Here is a 16,606-nt window from a genome sequence, read left to right as displayed (position 1 = left end):
GAGGAAGTCTCCTGAGTCGAAATGACTTATTGTTTGACCGGTACGACCGCACCTTTGTATTCGTCCAAGATCCACTGTTGTGTCTCTTCAGACGTCAATACTTCGAGGAGTGCCTTGACGCGCTCGTCTTCTTCGTCCCCTTCACGCGTGACGATCAAGTTGACGTATGGTGAGTCTTCCCCTTCGAGTGCAATCGCATCTTCGAGTGGGTTGAGACCTGCATCGATTGCATAGTTCGTGTTGATGAGGACCGCATCGCCTTCTCCATTGTTGTAAGCCGTTGGAAGAAGTGCTGCTTCCACGTCCGTCTTGAATTTCAAGTCTTTCGGGTTGTCGACGATGTCAGCGACTGTCGCATCGACCGTTTTGCCTTCCGCAAGCGTGATGAGACCTTCTGACTGGAGCATCGTAAGGATTCGTCCGTGGTCAGCGACCGATGAGCTCATGATGATTTCCGCTCCTTCAGGAAGCTCGTCAAGCGATTTGTATTTTTGTGAGTAGACACCGATCGGCTCGATGTGCACGCCACCTGCTGATGCGAATTTGTAGTCTTTGTTCTCAGCCATTTGTGACTCGAGGTATGGCTCGTGTTGGAAGTAGTTCGCATCGAGCTCCCCGCTCGCGAGCGTCTTGTTCGGAAGCACGTAGTCTTGGAACTTCTTGATTTCGAGTTTGTAACCTTTTGCTTCATATTCTTCTTGTACGTGCTCTAAAATCTCAGCGTGCGGTACGTTTGACGCACCAACGATCAATGTTTTTTCATCGCCAGAACCTGTTTCTGCCTCTTCCCCGCCGCAAGCCGCGAGAACCGTGAATGCTGATAATGCTGTCAATCCGAGTACTGTTTTCCAAGTTTTCATAATGAATCCCTCCAAATGGTATATGTGTGATTATGCTGAACGTTTATCTATCTTTGTGACAAGTCGGTCACCGATGAATTGGATGACGAACACGATGATCAAGATGAGCACCGTCGCCACGAACGTGACGTCGTTTTGTGAGCGTTGGAATCCTTCCAAGAAGGCTAAGTTCCCGAGTCCGCCACCCCCAACGACCCCTGCCATCGCCGTGTAACCGACGATTGCTACGATGGTCACCGTGAGTCCCGATACGATTGCCGGAAGAGCTTCTGGAATCAAGACTTTGTAGATGATTTGCCATTTTGTCGCTCCCATCGATTCGGCCGCTTCAATGACCCCACGGTCGACTTCACGAAGCGCAAGTTCGACCATCCGAGCATAGAACGGTGCCGCTCCGATGATGAGTGCCGGAAGCGCCGCCGTCGAACCGAGCATCGTACCGAGTAGGAACAACGTGAACGGGATGAGTAAGATAATTAAGATGATGAACGGGATCGAACGAAACACGTTGACGATCGCGCTGACGAAGACGTAAATCGGACGATTCTTCAATAAAAGCGATTCGTTTGTAATATAGAGAATCAAACCTAAAGCCAGTCCGATCACAAACGTCGCCACACCTGCGACGAGCGTCATGTATAACGTCTCCCAAGTCTGCTCCATCATAATTTGCCAATCTACGTTAGGAAACATCGCTTTCCACCTCCACTTCTACGGATTGTGAACGAATCGACGCGATGGCACGATCGATTTCACTTGCTTCCCCAATCAGTTGGATGAATAGCGTACCGAGCGCACCGACTTGTGACTGGGTCACGTTCCCGCCGATGATGTTGAATCCGATGTCATGCGTCTTGAGGACGTCAGACAAAATCGGTTGTTCTGCCGTCTCGTTCAAGAATTTCAATTTGACGATTTGACCGCTCGGATACCGTTCTTTAAGATGTTCGAACGTGAGCGATAGATCGTCGACCGCCCCGATTTGCTTGACGAATTCTTTCGTGATCGGTTGCTCCGGATGTTGGAACACGTCCGAGACTTGACCGGTCTCAACGACTTTTCCTGCCTCCATCACGGCGACACGGTGACAAATCTTTTGGATGACATGCATCTCATGCGTGATGAGGACGATCGTCAATCCGAGCTTCTTATTGATGCTGACGAGCAGTTCGAGAATCGAATCCGTCGTCTTCGGGTCGAGCGCGCTTGTCGCTTCGTCACAGAGGAGAACCTCAGGATTTGTAGCGAGCGCGCGGGCGATCCCGACTCGCTGTTTTTGACCGCCCGACAGTTGCGATGGATAGCTGTCCTCACGACCAGCCAAACCTACGAGCTCGACGAGTTCTTGGACGCGTCGTTTCCGCTCACTTGCCGGTACCCCGATCAGTTCGAGTGGGAAGCTGATGTTTTCTGCGACCGTGCGCGACCACAAAAGATTAAAGTGCTGGAAGACCATCGAGACGTTCTTGCGAACCCCTCGTAGTTCTTTCGGGCTGAGCTTCGTGAGCTCATTCCCGGCGACCTCGATTTCACCGCTTGACGGTGACTCGAGACGGTTGAGTAATCGAATGAGCGTCGATTTCCCCGCTCCCGAATATCCGATTATTCCAAAAATTTCACCGCGATCAATTGTTAATGACACATCATCGACCGCCTGGACACGACCATTCTTCGTATCGAACCATTTGGCGACGTTTCGTAATTGAATCAATACCTTTCCCTCCTGACAACAAAAAAAGCGCGCACGTTTGAGCAAACGTGCGCACTTTATCGTACGGACAACGATTGCTCTCATCTGTCAAGGTTTCTCACCTTGCTGGAATTAGCACCATTTCGGATTGCTCCGCGGTTGCTGGGCGTCATAGGGCCAGTCCCTCAGCCTCTCTTGATAAGAGTGTTGTGTATTCGATTAGCTTTATCATAGCGACAGCTTTTTCTGCTGTCAAATCCTTTTTTCAAAAAAATTAAAAAAAGGTGCCGTCCGAGGACGACACAGAACGTAGCACCTTGAGTCACGGAAGGACAGCCCATAGATGAAAATCTTTTGCCCGTTCAAGATTTACATCCTTATATGGGGGAGATTCACCAATCATCACTCGATCTTGGCTTGGACCGTGCAATTATACGGAACGTCTTTCTTCGCTTGATTTTTTTGGGGGACAATCGAAGGGAAGACTGACGTGTATTCGTATAAAGGTAGCAGCGGCTTCGCCAAAACGTCTTGATATCGGGAATATCGCGTCCTATTTTGTGTTCAAGTAAGATGTTGTAATGAATATACCATTCGTGAACTTTCTGTGTCAACTGATTATTTAAAATTTTCAGATTATTCTAATGTTCCTCTCTCATTTCATGAAAGAGAGGACATGTTGCACATTCTGAAACGCGTACAATCGATCTTGAACCTCGCCATTTTCAAGCTTCAACAAGGCGGGTACGCTCATCACTTGGTAGGCTTCTAGCTCTTTTGGGATATAGTTCGCATCTCGCTTTTCGATTTTAATTTCAGGGTCGACCGCTTCGACGACCGTCAACATTTTTTCCGCCACAGCGCATGTACCACACATCGGGGCGTATATATATAAGAATCCGTCTGTAATCATTCTTCTCACCTCTCTTGTCATTATAAGGGGCGATGGATTCTCATTCAAAAATCGTGCTTTGATGAAATTTCAGAATTTTTCAATGATTATCTTGACTCTTTCTGTAGAGAGGAATAATATGGGTTCTAACTTTATCGCTTTTGTACATAACAGCAAAGAAGAAGGACAGGTGAATGAATGATGACGGAACAAGCAACAGGTACGATGAAACAGTTCACGATGAACGTCTTAAACGGTCTCAGCATGGCAATTCTGATCGCCCTCATCCCGAGCGCTTTGCTCGGTGAATTAACGAAAGCCATACTTCCGTATTTTCCGTCTCTTCAATTCATATTGGATGCGACGACAATTGCGATGCGGCTTCTGCCAGCCATTATCGGGCTAGCGGTCGCCATGCAGTTCGGACGATCGATTCTCGAAACCGGGACCATCGCGATTGCGACGTATGTCGGTAGCGGTGCCGTCCGAATCGACGAAGGGGCTTTTGTGATGGCCGGCATCGGGGACGTGATCACAGCTGGTGTTACCGCTGCAATCGCTACACTTCTTGTCATGAAACTCGCTCCCCACTTGAAAACGTATACGGTCATTGTTATGCCGATGACCATCATTGTCGTCGCAGGAGGCATCGGTACTTTCCTACTGACGTACATCTCCCAGATCACGACGTATATCGGTCTACTCATCATGACAATGACTGACCTGCAACCGGTCCTCATGGGAATTCTGATCGCCATGGCGTTCTCACTCATTATCGTCTCGCCGATTTCGACTGTCGGGATTGCGACAGCCATCAGCTTGTCCGGTGTCGCGGCTGGTGCGGCGAACCTCGGTGTCGTCGCTGCCGGATTCGGTCTCGCGATCGCCGGATGGCAGGCAAACGCGACCGGCACATCGATTGCCCATTTCCTCGGTTCTCCGAAGATTCAGATGGCGAACTTTGTCCGACGCCCCATCATGATGCTTCCCATTTTGGCAAATGCGGCGATTCTCGGTGCGCTCGCAGGGATTCTAAAAATTGAAGGAACACCAATCAGCGCCGGGTTCGGTGTGTCAGGTCTCATCGGTCCGGTGAACGCCCTTCACCTCATGCCGGGTGGATTCGCTCTCTTCAACGTCCTGCTCGTCATCGTCTTGTTCGGACTGATTCCGGTCGCACTCGGAATCTTCTTCTACCGTGTGTTTGAACGGACGACTCTCGTCGAATCCGATCATTACCGACTCGATTTCGAGTAAACAAAAAGCCGGCTTCTCCAATGGAGAGGCCGGCTTTGATTATCCTTGAATCATCGCTTCGTATTCTTCTGCAGACATGAGTTTGTCGAGGTCTGACTCTTCCGTCAACTCGACTTCAATCATCCATGCGTTTTCAAACGGTGACTCGTTGACGAGTTCTGGAGAATCCGCGAGGTCCTCGTTCACTGCCGTGATGCGACCAGATACCGGTGCATACAACTCAGAGACCGTCTTCACTGATTCGACTGAGCCGAATGGCTCGTCGAGCAAAATCGTACCATCGACTTCTGGGAGTTCGACAAACACGATGTCCCCTAGTTCGCTTTGTGCGAAATCCGTAATGCCGATGCGGGCTTTCGTTCCATTTACTTCTACCCACTCATGTTCTTTTGAATAACGTAAATTTGCTGGTACTTTGCTCATCCTAACTTCCCCCTCAAATAAATTAGACTCACATCTGTATTATAGCACTTAGCCCCAAACGTCCGTAAAGGACTTTTCTGAAAATCCGACGGTCGTTTTTTCACCATTTGTGACGATTGGTCGCTTCAAAAGCATACCATTGCTCGCCAATAGCTCGAGTTGTTCGTCTTCTGATAGATTCGGTAGCTTGTCTTTGATGCCTTCGTTCCGATAGACTTGCCCGCTCGTGTTAAAGAACTTTTTGAGTGGTAAACCTGATTGTTTCCACAGTTCGGCGAGTTCCTCTTTCGTCGGCGTCGATTCGACGATATGGATATATGTATACTCGATGCCTTGTTCCTTCAACCATTTTTCTGCCTTTTTACATGTACTGCATGGTGGATAGCCGTATAGTGTCACCATCTGTTCATCACCTCTTTCCTCAATGTAGCACACCTAGAGAATTTAAATCACGTCTCAAGCAACCGTTCAATCTCTCGCTTCATCGTTGGGTTGACCACATAGCGTTCTTCGATAAAACGTAAGATGGTCGAGGCTGCGACGCCTGACTTGCCATATCCTAATACCCCGCCCAACAGGAAAGAAATCATCTTGGGCTGTCTCGACTCGACCCGGCGTGTCGGATTGAACGGGTCCCCTTGTTCACCAATTGCCTTCAAGACGTTCTGAACAGCTGCGACCTGGACGAGCTCGAATCCGGCGAGCGTTTCGCCACGACGTTCACGTAGCAAGCCGACGTATAGGTTCGTCAACGCCTCTTCATAATAATAAGCCGCTGTTTCACGGGTGATTTCGAGGCGTGGTGTCGCAAATACCTCGAGCGCCTCGTCCCGTCGCCAGACGACACGTCCTGGCGTATAGGCGATGGTCGCCATTTCATGCAGTTCAAAGACGGCGAACTCACCATAAATGCCATCATGGTACATGATCTTATGCCCGTCCTTCGTGTTTTGGAACTGATAATGAAGCGGTTCGATCTCGAGCCAGTCAAGTCGATCGATAAAGCGCGCCTTCTGCCCATCCTCGACAATCAAAAAGAAATCGAGGTCCGAATACTCATCTAACCGCTCCGTCTCTTGTCCAATCGACCCCAATGCGAGCAGCATGAGCGTCCCGTCCCGTTCGGCTACGGACCGTCCAATGCGTTCCATCCGATCGAGTAATACATTTCGTTTTGTCATCATCTCTCCCCCTCGTCTCTATTGTACGTGGCAGAGCTCAAAAAAAGAAAGGATCGACCGCGTCCGGTCCACCCTTTCTGTCAATTTGATTAGACGATAAACTTGTTCGCTTTGATGAGGCTCGCTGCGACTTCGCGCTTCGTGCCGATCACGTTGATTGGCTGGTAGCGGCTGAATTTCTTCATTGCCGAGAGAAGCATACGTTGCTCGTCGCCAGACGCCGCTGCGTACAACACTTCTTTCGCCATGAGTTCGACTTGCTTGAACACTTGCTCCGCAAAGATTTCAGTGTAGCGGACTTTGAGCGTATTCTTCTCTTCGCCTGAACGGGCAATCGCTTTGTCTGTACGAGCGATGGCTGCTTCAAGCGCATAGATGGCACTGATCATGTCTGCAATCTTCGCCAAGATTTCTTGTTCGTTTTGAAGGTCTTGTTGATACTTCTGAACAGCTGTACCCGCGACCATCAAGTTGATTTTTTTCATGTTCGAAAGGAGCATCTTCTCGCGAGCGAGTGGTGACCCATCCAATTCTTGTGGCATGTAGCTCATGAGCTCTTTTTGAAGTTTTTGCGCTTCTGCGAGGAGCGGTAATTCACCTTTCATCGCTTTCTTGAGGAGCGTACCTGGGACGATCAAACGGTTGATCTCGTTCGTTCCTTCGAAGATACGGTTGATCCGTGAGTCACGGTAGAGGTTCTCCACTTCATACTCTGCCATGAATCCGTATCCACCGTGAATTTGAACGGCTTCATCAACGACATAGTCGAACGTCTCAGAAGCGAAGACTTTGTTGAGTGAGCATTCGATCGCGTATTCTGCGATCGCTTGTGCGACTTTCGATCCGTCGCGCATGTTCTCATCACCGAGTGCGTCCAAGCTATCCTGGAACAAACCACCTGTACGATAGACTGAACTTTCCATCGCATAGATGTTCGCTGCCATCGTCGCCAATTTCTCTTGGATGAGTGGGAATTGGCTGATTGGTGTCTTGAACTGTTTACGCTCGTTCGCGTATTGAACCGAGAGGTCGAATGCACGTTTTGAAGAACCGACTGCTCCGACTGCGAGTTTGTAACGACCGACGTTCAAGATGTTGAAGGCGATGACGTGACCTTTTCCAACTTCACCGAGAAGGTTGTCGACTGGTACTTCGACATCTTCAAGGATGAGCGTACGTGTCGACGATCCCTTGATCCCCATCTTCTGCTCTTCTGCGCCCGTTGAGACTCCTTTGAAGTCACGCTCGACGATGAAGGCACTGAACTTGTCGCCATCGATTTTCGCATAGACGACGAACACGTTCGCGAAGCCGGCGTTTGTGATCCATTGTTTCTCACCGTTCAAGACGTAGTGCGTGCCCGCCTCATTCAAGACAGCTGTCGTTTTCGCACCGAGGGCGTCAGACCCTGAGCCTGGCTCAGTGAGCGCGTAAGCCGCGATCCATTCGCCTGTCGCGAGTTTTGGCAAGTACTTGTGCTTTTGCTCTTCTGATCCGAAGAAAACGATCGGGAGCGTCCCGATCCCAACGTGTGCGCCGTAGCTGAGTGCGAACGAACGTGCTTTCGCGAAGCGCTCCGTGATGATTGAAGATGAGATTTTATCGAGTTGGTAACCGCCGTACTCTTCAGGAACGTCTGCTCCGAGAAGACCGAGCTCGCCCGCTTCTTTCAACAATTCGACAGAGAGGTCGAACTCGTGTTTCTCGATGCGCTCGAGGACTGGCATGACGCGGTCATCGACAAATCCAGCCGTCGTGTCACCAATCATCTTATGCTCATCTGAGAAATCCTCTGGTGTGAAGAGACGCTCCGCGTTGAGTGCGTCAATGACAAAGCTACCGCCTTTAATCAATTCATGTTCTGTACGTTCCATATCCGATTCCCCCTTAAAGTAATTCGAAGACACCAGCCGCGCCCATTCCGCCGCCGATACACATCGTGACAACCCCATACTTCTCATTGCGTCGTTTCATCTCATGCAAGATCGAGACAGAAAGTTTTGCTCCCGTACATCCGAGTGGGTGACCGAGGGCGATAGCGCCGCCGTTCACGTTCACTTTCGATGGATCGATTCCGAGTTCACGGATGACACCGAGTGACTGGCTCGCGAACGCTTCGTTCAACTCGAACAATCCGACTTCTTCTAATTTCACGCCAGCCATCTCGAGTGCTTTCGGAATGGCGACGACTGGACCGATTCCCATCACTTCTGGACGGACACCGCCGACGGCGAACGAAAGGAACTTGGCCATCGGTTGCAATCCTTGGCGTTCTGCTTCTTCACGGTCCATGACGAGGACAGCTGCTGCTCCGTCTGATACTTGTGAAGCGTTACCTGCTGTGACTGACCCTTTGATTTTGAAGGCCGGGCGGAGTTTCCCGAGTGCTTCGATCGTCGAATCGGCACGGACACCTTCGTCATGCTTCACGACTTTCTCCACTTCCGCGACTTTACCGTCTTCACCGAGTACGTGCTCGATGACCGTCACAGGAACGATTTCTTCTTGGAACTTGCCACCTGCGATAGCCGCTGCCGCTTTTTGGTGACTGTTGATGGCGAACGCATCTTGGTCTTCACGCGAGATGTTATATTCGGCTGCAACACGTTCTGCCGTATGCCCCATGCTCATGTAGTACTCTGGTGCCGTCTCCATGATGTGTGGGTTTGGACGGATGACGTGACCACCCATCGGCACTTGGCTCATCGATTCCATACCGCCGGCGATGATTGCCGTCGCTTGACCGATCATGATTTTGGCCGCCGCGTCCGCGATGGCTTGAAGGCCTGACGAGCAGTAGCGGTTGATGGTGATCGCTGGAACTTCGTGCGACAGTCCCCCCCGGACCGCCGCATAGCGAGCGATGTTCATCCCTTGCTCCGCTTCTGGCATCGCACAACCCATGATGACGTCATCAATCGGGCCTTTATATCCTGAACGCTCAAGCGTTGCCTTGATGGCATATCCCGCGAGCTCGTCCGAACGAACGTTACGGAACGATCCGCGTTTTGCTTTTCCGACCGGCGTCCGTGCGCCGGCTACGATGACTGCTTCCCTCATCTGTATTGTCCCCCTTTATCAGTTCCGTAGTGGTTTGCCTTTCACGAGCATGTGTTGCATCCGTTGTTGTGACTTCGGCTCCCCGATGAGGCTTAAGAAAGCTTCGCGCTCGATGTCGAGGAAGTACTGCTCATCGACGAGCGTACCGTATGCCAAGTCGCCACCACTGATGACGTGTGCGAGTTTCTTCGCAATTTTCAAATCGTGCTCTGAAATATAACCACCGTAGAACATTTCGTACGCCGCGAGTTCGAGCGTCGCTTTACCCGTTTGACCGACGACCGGTAACTTCTCACGAACCGGTGCCGTGTACCCGTCAGCCAGTTCAAGGACCGTTTGTTTCGCATCGAACGTCAAGTGGTCGCGGTTCATCGAGATGCCGTCGACCGCACGATGGTAACCGAGTGTTTTCGCATCAAATGCCGACTTCGATACTTTCGCCATCGCGATGTTCTCGAACGTCTGTTGCGCAGCCTTCTCGATGTTTTGCATCGATTTTGGTGTCTGCTCAAGGAGTCGACGGTACGTGTTGACGTTTCCACCCCCACCAGGAATGAGGCCGACACCGACTTCGACAAGACCCATGTATGTCTCAAGTGCGGCTTGCATACGGGCTGCCGGTAAGCTGATTTCCGTTCCACCACCGAGCGTCATACCGTACGGTGCAGCAACGACCGGACGACTTGAATAACGAATCTTTTGAACGACTTGTTGGAACTTGTTGATGATCCAATCGAGTTCGAACCAGTTCTCGTCTTCGGCTTCCATGAGCATCATCGCAAGGTTCGCACCGACACAGAAGTTCTTGCCGTCATTGGCAAGGACCATTCCTTTGAAGTCTTGCTCGACACGATCGATCGACTGTTCGATCATCTGCATGATGTCGACACCGATCGCGTTGTTTGGTGATGTGAATTCGAGTGCGACCACGTCATCACCGATATCGACGAGGCGTGCACCACCATTTTCTAAAATGATGCCGTTTGATTTTGCGAGCGGCTTAAGTTTCAATTCTTTCGGATTGACGGTCTTCTCGACATACGTCTTCGACGCTTTATCGTAATACTGGTCTCCCTTGTAGAATGACGTATTGCCTGCAGCAAGCATCTCATCGATCCATGCCGGGACGTCATAGCCTTCCGCTTTCATACGCTCGACTGATTTCTCAACACCGAGGGCATCCCACATCTCGAACGGTCCAAACTTCCAACCGAAGCCCCACTTCATCGCATCGTCAATCGCAACGATCGTATCGGCGATTTCACCAGTGAGACGTGCCGAGTAAGCGAGCGTCTTCGCCGTGATTGGCCAGAGCAATTGGCCGACGCGACTTTTGTTCAAGATGGCACCTTTCAATTTTGCTTTCGAGCCAGGAAGTGACTTGATTTGATCGAGCTCAGGACCTGTAATCGCTTTCAATTGTTCGTATTCGAACGTCTGAAGATTCAACTCCTGGATGACCTTGCCTTCTTTCTTATAGAAGCCTTGACCAGCCTTTTGTCCGATCCAACCTTTTTCAACGAGTTGCTTCATTTCTGTCGGAACGTCGAACGTGTCCTTCTCTTCCCCTGATTCGAGTGTCTCGTAGACGTTCCCCGCCACGTGGACGAATGTGTCGATTCCGACGACGTCGAGTGTGCGGAAGGTCGCTGATTTTGGACGACCGATGAGTGGACCTGTGATCGAGTCCATCTCTCCGATTGAAGCGTTTTGCTTGAGCATCTCTTCAAACGTGACGAGAAGACCATACGTCCCAATCCGGTTCCCGATGAAGTTCGGTGTGTCTTTTGCTTCGACGACACCTTTGCCGAGACGATCTTCAGCAAAACGTGACATGAAGTCGATGACCGGACGGGCTGTCTTCTCCGTCGGAATGAGTTCGAGCAACTTCAAGTAACGCGGTGGGTTGAAGAAGTGCGTGCCGAGGAAGCGTGATTTCAATCCTTCCGGAAGGGCACTTGCCATCGCTTCGATTGAGATCCCTGACGTGTTCGAGCTGAGAATCGCGTCTTCACGGATGTAAGGTGCAATCTTCTCGAAGAGTTGTTGCTTCACGTCGAGACGTTCGACGACGACTTCGATGACCCAATCCGCTTCTTTCAAACGCTCTAAGTCATCTTCTAAGTTCCCGACTTCGATGAAGTTGAGATGTTCCGCTGTCGCGAGTGGTGCTGGATTTTGTTTCAATAGCTTTTGACGGTTTTCTGAGGCGATGCGATTGCGTACTTCCGGCGACTCGAGCGTCAACCCTTTCGCTTCCTCTTTGGCTGTCAATTCACGTGGTACGATGTCGAGCATGAGCGAACGAATCCCCGCGTTCGCCAAGTGAGCCGCAATCCCCGCCCCCATTACTCCTGAACCGATGACGACCGCAAAACGAATTGAGTTCGTCAAACGGAGGTCGGTTGATTGTTCGATGTGACTCGTCATAGTGTTCCCCCCTAAAATGAGAATGAATAGTGATTCATTTCACGCGTAAAAAAAATCGCAATCACCATCGTGTTTACTCTTCTATCATAAATGAATGAACATTCATTCGCAAGCGTTCATTTTTCAATTTCATTCCATTTTTTGAATGAACGATTAGTTTTTAATGTGTGTGGTATAGACAACAAGAGTCAAATTTAGAAAGGGGAATGTATACATGCATGATAATCGTTTAAACACTGTCGGTAGCCGAAAGGACTTTGAGTCGTTTAAGAAGAAAGCCCAAGAACAGTCGCACCAACCGGGAATCGATTCGAAGATGGAACCTTTCCCGATCTATGAACGGGAAGACTATAAAGGAAGTGACAAGTTAAAAGACAAGGTCGCGATCATCACCGGTGGGGATTCCGGGATCGGAAAGTCGGTCGCCATCTTCTTCGCCCATGAAGGTGCGAACTCCGTCATCGTCTATAAAGACCAAAACGAGCTCGAGGATGCGGAAGCGACAAAAGAACGGATTGAAGATTTAGGGCAAGCCTGCCTCTTGCTTCAAGGAGACCTCGGGGAATCTTCGTTCTGTCAACGAGTCGTTGAAGAGACGCTCGAGACGTTCGGTCGAATTGACATCCTCGTCAATAACGCTGCCGAACAACATCCGCAGGAATCGCTTCTTGACATTTCGGATGAACAACTCGAGAAGACGTTCCGTACGAACATCTTCAGCATGTTCTACTTAACGAAAGCAGCGCTCCCCTACTTAAAAGAAGGAGCGAGCATCATCAATACGACCTCGATCACAGCCTATGAAGGAAACGACCAATTGATTGACTATGCGTCGACGAAAGGTGCCATCACGGCATTTACCCGCTCGCTCGCCAAAAACTTGGCGGACAAGAAGATTCGCGTCAACGGGGTCGCCCCGGGACCGATTTGGACACCGCTCATCCCTTCAACGTTTGACGCGGAGAAGGTGAAATCGTTCGGCGATTCAGCAGAGATGAAACGACCGGGGCAACCGGCCGAACTCGCACCGGCGTATGTCTATCTCGCAAGCGATGATTCGACATACGTCAGTGGTCAAGTCATCCATGTAAATGGTGGAACCGTGATTAATGGATAATTGATCGAAGACTCAGTTCGTAGCTGAGTCTTCTTTTGTGCAGTGCATCCAGAAGAACATCAGGAACTGTTCTTTTGGCTGTCCGATCAAATCGGTCCAGATTTTTGGGTAAGTGAGGACGAGAACAAGAAATCGTAACACCTCCGCTACATAGAAGACCGAACGCATCGACGTTATCCATACATCAAAAAGCACGAACATCCTCGACGGATGTTCGTGCTCATTTTATTTCTTCACCATTCCCTTTAACACGAACGCCACGTTTGCCGGGCGCTCTGCGAGACGGCGCATGAAGTAACCGTACCAGTCACGACCGTATGGCACGTAGACACGGACTTTGTATCCTTGGCGCACGAGCTCGAGTTGACGCTCGACACGGATCCCGTATAACATCTGGAACTCGAACTGGTCGAGTGGAATGTTGTTCTCTTTGACGTGCTCGATGATGGCGTCAATCATATGGTCATCGTGTGTCGCGATGGATGCGTAGTTCCCGTTCGCAAGATGGAGTTTGACGAGCTTCACGTAGTTATGGTCCACGTCCTCTTTTTCAGGGAACGCGACCGTCGCCGGCTCTTTATATGCCCCTTTGACGATGCGGAGGTTCGGCTTGAGCGGCGCAAGATGATTGATGTCATCTTCCGAGCGGTACAAGTACGACTGGATGACCGTTCCAAGACCGTCAAATTCAGACTTCAGCTTTTTAAACAATTCGAGCGTCTTTTCACAACGCTGCTCATCTTCCATATCGATGGCCACAAAGACCCCGACTCGTTGTGCGACCGTCAAAATTTGACGCATGTTGTCTTCAATCAACTCGTCCGAGATATCGAATCCGAGTGATGTCAGCTTGAGTGACATATAGGCGTCTAATTGCTCTTCTGCCATAATTTCAATCGCACGCATGATCTCGTCGCGATTCGTATTCGCCTCTTCGACCGTCTTAATAAATTCCCCGAGATGATCGACCGTGACCGACAACCCTTTCGCATTCAATTCGCGAATCGTCGGGACAGAAGCCTTAAAGTCTTCCCCTGCTACAAAGCGTGATGCACCAAATCGTAGGCCATATTTCTTTGCCAAACTGTTGAGTGTTTTGTTTTGTGACATGTAGATAAATCCATCGCGCAACACTTTTTCCATCTGATTTTCCCCCTTACTTTTACACCCATCTATCTCTATGATGATGTCTGCAATTATTATGACACACAAACGTCATTTCGTCTGTATTTTTGTAACCGTTTGCAGCACTTTCTTCCCAACTTTTCAAAAAAGACAGGCGCCCCGTAGGACGGCTGTCTTATAGGCTTGTCGAAGGTGCGACATAGAGTAAAATACTGAGGAAGATGAACACGCTTCCCGCTAGGACGAACAGATGCCAAATGGCATGGTTGAACGGCAGTTTTTGCCATACATAAAACACGATGCCGACCGAATAGGCGATCCCCCCTGCGAGGAGAAGCATGAACCCTTGATGACCGAGTGATTCATATAACGGACGTATGGCGATGATGCAGATCCAACCGAGTGCGAGGTAAGTCACATTGGACACCCACATGTACTTGCCGGTCGAAAACAGTTTCCACACGATTCCGAGAATCGCAACACCCCAAACAATTCCGAATAGCGTCCAACCGAGCGTCCCGTGAAGGGTCACGAGCGCAAACGGTGTATAACTTCCGGCGATGAGTAAGTAAATCCCCGCATGGTCGAACACTTGCAGCACCCGTTTCGCCCGTGGATGCGGGATGGCGTGCATGAGTGTCGAGAAGAGATAAAGTAAAATCATCGATGCCCCGAATACACTGACCGCGGTGACGTTCCACGTGCTCCCACTCTCTGTGGCGCTCATGACGAGCAAGACGAGGGCGACGATGCTGAAGATGACTCCTAAGCCGTGCGTGATCGCGCTCGCAATTTCTTCCCCGAGCGTGTCGGCATGGAGCATCTCTTTGAGTTGTTCTTGTTTCATGTGCTCCCACCTTCCGTAACTGTTCCTTCTAGTATGGACATTTCCCAATGTTAACGCAATCAAAAACACGGGCTACCGATTAGCCCGTGTCGAGATTATGCGACTTCTTTCACCGGAACGTCACATTCCATTTGTGCTGCCCGCATCGCGCGTGCCCGTTTGTGGAACAAGACGAGAAGCGTCAACGTTCCGAGCGTCGAGATGACGTACGGAAGGACTCCGTCCAGCTTGAAGCCGATCGGCGCCGTCAAGATGTAGAACCAGACTGCATACAACATGAACGTCCCCGGAAGGAGCGCGATGTAGTGGTTTTTCCCTTTAATGTAAAGGTACATCGCCCCGACGAACAGTGCGATGACCGCCGTCGTCTGGTTCGCCCAGTTGAAGTATTGCCAAAGCATTTGGAAGTCCATGTTCGTGAGCACGTATGAGATCGCGAAGAGTGGAAGCGCGATCCAAAGACGCGACGAGAACTTCTTCTGTGCGATTGACATGTAGTCCGCGATAATCATCCGTGCGCTACGGAATGCCGTGTCGCCTGACGTGATCGGTAAGACGATGACTCCGAGAATCGCGAGTGTCCCGCCGATGCTGCCGAGCATGAGTGTCGCCACTTCTTGCACGACGAGTGCCGGAGTGCCCGCACTGATGAGTCCAAGTAATTCACCCGGCTCAAAGATGGCCATCGCCGCTCCAGCCCAAATCATCGCGATGACCGCTTCGGCGATCATCATGCCGTAGAAGATTTCACGGCCGTTGCTTTCTTTCATCGTCGTCCGCGAGATGATCGGCGACTGTGTCGCATGGAAACCAGAGAGCGCCCCACATGAGATGGTAAAGAAGAGGAGCGGCCAGATCGGCAAGCCGTCCGGATGCATGTTCGTCAATGTCATCTCTGGAATCTTGTATCCTTGAGCGAACAAACTGACCGCGATCCCGATGGCACTGATGACGAGTAGTGCCCCGAAGAACGGGTAGATGCGTCCGATGATCTTATCGACCGGGAGAAGCGTCGCCAAGATGTAGTAAGCGAACACAGCGAAGATGACGATGGTGAGCGTCGTTGCATTCCCATCGAACAAGTTGTTGATCATGTTACTCGGAGACGTGACGAACACCGTCCCGACAAGAAGTAAAAGTAAAAGTGCAAATCCATTGACGATATGGCGAAGTGAACGTCCGAGAAACTTCTCCGCTAGTTGTGGCAAGTGTGCCCCGTTATTTCGAAGGGAAATCATTCCTGTCAAATAGTCATGAACCGCACCGGCAAAGATCGATCCGAACACGATCCAAAGGAAGGCGACCGGTCCGTAGAGCGCCCCCATGATCGGTCCAAAGATTGGTCCGACACCGGCGATGTTGAGCAATTGAATCATCGAGTTCCGTTTTTTGCCCATCGGCACGTAGTCGATGCCGTCCTGAGACGCATAGGCGGGCGTCGTCCGCTCTTCCTTGATGCCGAACGTCTTCTCAACGTAACGACCGTATACCAAATACCCGACCAAAAGTAGTGCGAGTGCGACGAAGAATGTAATCATCTGTCAGTCCCCTTTTCCGTACATATGTAGCCGAAACCCCATCAGCTCTTCGGTTTACATGTGTCATGTAACCGATTACATGTTTGATTATACATAAGAGTTAATGATAATGTAAGGGCTTTCATTCACATTTTAGACACTTTTATTCGACAAAAAACGACGCCCGAATTGGACGCCGTTCCGTAC

16 protein-coding genes and 1 riboswitch are annotated in these 16,606 nt (G+C 50.4%); of the genes, 2 read left to right on the top strand and 14 right to left on the bottom strand.

Annotation, left to right across the window (positions count from 1 at the left end):
* Window positions 1–26 precede the first annotated feature (26 nt).
* The 4 genes from KNO79_RS03825 to KNO79_RS03810 form a co-directional block, all read right to left on the bottom strand.
* On the bottom strand, window positions 27–860 hold the full coding sequence (locus KNO79_RS03825) for a MetQ/NlpA family ABC transporter substrate-binding protein (RefSeq protein ID WP_159562602.1): 834 nt from the start codon (window positions 858–860) through the stop codon (window positions 27–29).
* Between the two features lie 30 nt (window positions 861–890).
* On the bottom strand, window positions 891–1,553 hold the full coding sequence (locus tag KNO79_RS03820) for a methionine ABC transporter permease (RefSeq protein WP_012726857.1): 663 nt from the start codon (window positions 1,551–1,553) through the stop codon (window positions 891–893).
* Window positions 1,543–2,571, bottom strand: coding sequence for a methionine ABC transporter ATP-binding protein (locus KNO79_RS03815; RefSeq protein ID WP_214690685.1), 1,029 nt, complete (start codon window positions 2,569–2,571; stop codon window positions 1,543–1,545). The genes KNO79_RS03820 and KNO79_RS03815 overlap by 11 nt, the downstream gene beginning before the upstream one ends.
* A 77-nt stretch (window positions 2,572–2,648) precedes the next feature.
* Window positions 2,649–2,755, bottom strand: a riboswitch (SAM riboswitch).
* Between the two features lie 450 nt (window positions 2,756–3,205).
* Window positions 3,206–3,463 (bottom strand): thioredoxin family protein, encoded by a 258-nt coding sequence (locus KNO79_RS03810; protein ID WP_084543056.1) that lies wholly within the window; start codon window positions 3,461–3,463, stop codon window positions 3,206–3,208.
* Window positions 3,464–3,643: 180 nt separating this feature from the next.
* Between KNO79_RS03810 and KNO79_RS03805 the strand changes: the two genes are divergently transcribed.
* Window positions 3,644–4,699, top strand: coding sequence for a PTS sugar transporter subunit IIC (locus KNO79_RS03805; RefSeq protein ID WP_074036348.1), 1,056 nt, complete (start codon window positions 3,644–3,646; stop codon window positions 4,697–4,699).
* Window positions 4,700–4,738: 39 nt separating this feature from the next.
* Here the strand turns inward: KNO79_RS03805 and gcvH are convergent, their stop codons facing one another.
* The 6 genes from gcvH to KNO79_RS03775 form a co-directional block, all read right to left on the bottom strand.
* On the bottom strand, window positions 4,739–5,122 hold the full coding sequence (gene gcvH / locus KNO79_RS03800; RefSeq protein WP_012726861.1) for a glycine cleavage system protein GcvH: 384 nt from the start codon (window positions 5,120–5,122) through the stop codon (window positions 4,739–4,741).
* Window positions 5,123–5,170: 48 nt separating this feature from the next.
* On the bottom strand, window positions 5,171–5,524 hold the full coding sequence (locus KNO79_RS03795) for an arsenate reductase family protein (protein ID WP_159562604.1): 354 nt from the start codon (window positions 5,522–5,524) through the stop codon (window positions 5,171–5,173).
* A gap of 47 nt (window positions 5,525–5,571) precedes the next feature.
* On the bottom strand, window positions 5,572–6,303 hold the full coding sequence (locus tag KNO79_RS03790) for a hypothetical protein (protein WP_214690684.1): 732 nt from the start codon (window positions 6,301–6,303) through the stop codon (window positions 5,572–5,574).
* A gap of 89 nt (window positions 6,304–6,392) precedes the next feature.
* Complete coding sequence (locus tag KNO79_RS03785) at window positions 6,393–8,177, bottom strand: acyl-CoA dehydrogenase family protein (protein WP_214690683.1); 1,785 nt, start codon at window positions 8,175–8,177, stop codon at window positions 6,393–6,395.
* Window positions 8,178–8,190: 13 nt separating this feature from the next.
* Complete coding sequence (locus tag KNO79_RS03780; protein WP_012726865.1) at window positions 8,191–9,363, bottom strand: acetyl-CoA C-acetyltransferase; 1,173 nt, start codon at window positions 9,361–9,363, stop codon at window positions 8,191–8,193.
* Window positions 9,364–9,381: 18 nt separating this feature from the next.
* Window positions 9,382–11,793, bottom strand: coding sequence for a 3-hydroxyacyl-CoA dehydrogenase/enoyl-CoA hydratase family protein (locus KNO79_RS03775; protein ID WP_214690682.1), 2,412 nt, complete (start codon window positions 11,791–11,793; stop codon window positions 9,382–9,384).
* A gap of 214 nt (window positions 11,794–12,007) precedes the next feature.
* Here KNO79_RS03775 and KNO79_RS03770 point away from each other — a divergent pair, with 214 nt between their 5' ends.
* On the top strand, window positions 12,008–12,910 hold the full coding sequence (locus tag KNO79_RS03770; protein WP_214690681.1) for an SDR family oxidoreductase: 903 nt from the start codon (window positions 12,008–12,010) through the stop codon (window positions 12,908–12,910).
* Between the two features lie 12 nt (window positions 12,911–12,922).
* Here the strand turns inward: KNO79_RS03770 and KNO79_RS03765 are convergent, their stop codons facing one another.
* From KNO79_RS03765 to KNO79_RS03750, 4 genes are all read right to left on the bottom strand, one after another.
* The gene (locus KNO79_RS03765) at window positions 12,923–13,078 is read right to left on the bottom strand and encodes a hypothetical protein (RefSeq protein WP_214690680.1); all 156 of its coding nucleotides are present in this window, start codon (window positions 13,076–13,078) and stop codon (window positions 12,923–12,925) included.
* A gap of 57 nt (window positions 13,079–13,135) precedes the next feature.
* Window positions 13,136–14,053: a proline dehydrogenase family protein gene (locus tag KNO79_RS03760; protein ID WP_012726871.1), complete on the bottom strand. Its 918-nt coding sequence runs from the start codon at window positions 14,051–14,053 to the stop codon at window positions 13,136–13,138.
* 157 nt (window positions 14,054–14,210) lie between these two features.
* Window positions 14,211–14,882, bottom strand: a complete 672-nt coding sequence (trhA, locus tag KNO79_RS03755) for a PAQR family membrane homeostasis protein TrhA (protein WP_051829405.1) — start codon at window positions 14,880–14,882, stop codon at window positions 14,211–14,213.
* 95 nt (window positions 14,883–14,977) lie between these two features.
* The gene (locus tag KNO79_RS03750) at window positions 14,978–16,420 is read right to left on the bottom strand and encodes a carbon starvation CstA family protein (protein WP_196430970.1); all 1,443 of its coding nucleotides are present in this window, start codon (window positions 16,418–16,420) and stop codon (window positions 14,978–14,980) included.
* Window positions 16,421–16,606 lie beyond the last annotated feature (186 nt).

The sequence above is a fragment of the Exiguobacterium sp. s43 genome, assembly GCF_018617255.1.
Taxonomy (GTDB): domain Bacteria; phylum Bacillota; class Bacilli; order Exiguobacteriales; family Exiguobacteriaceae; genus Exiguobacterium; species Exiguobacterium profundum.
The sequence above is the reverse complement of the archived record's forward strand: the minus strand, read 5'-3'. Positions and strand labels throughout refer to the sequence as shown.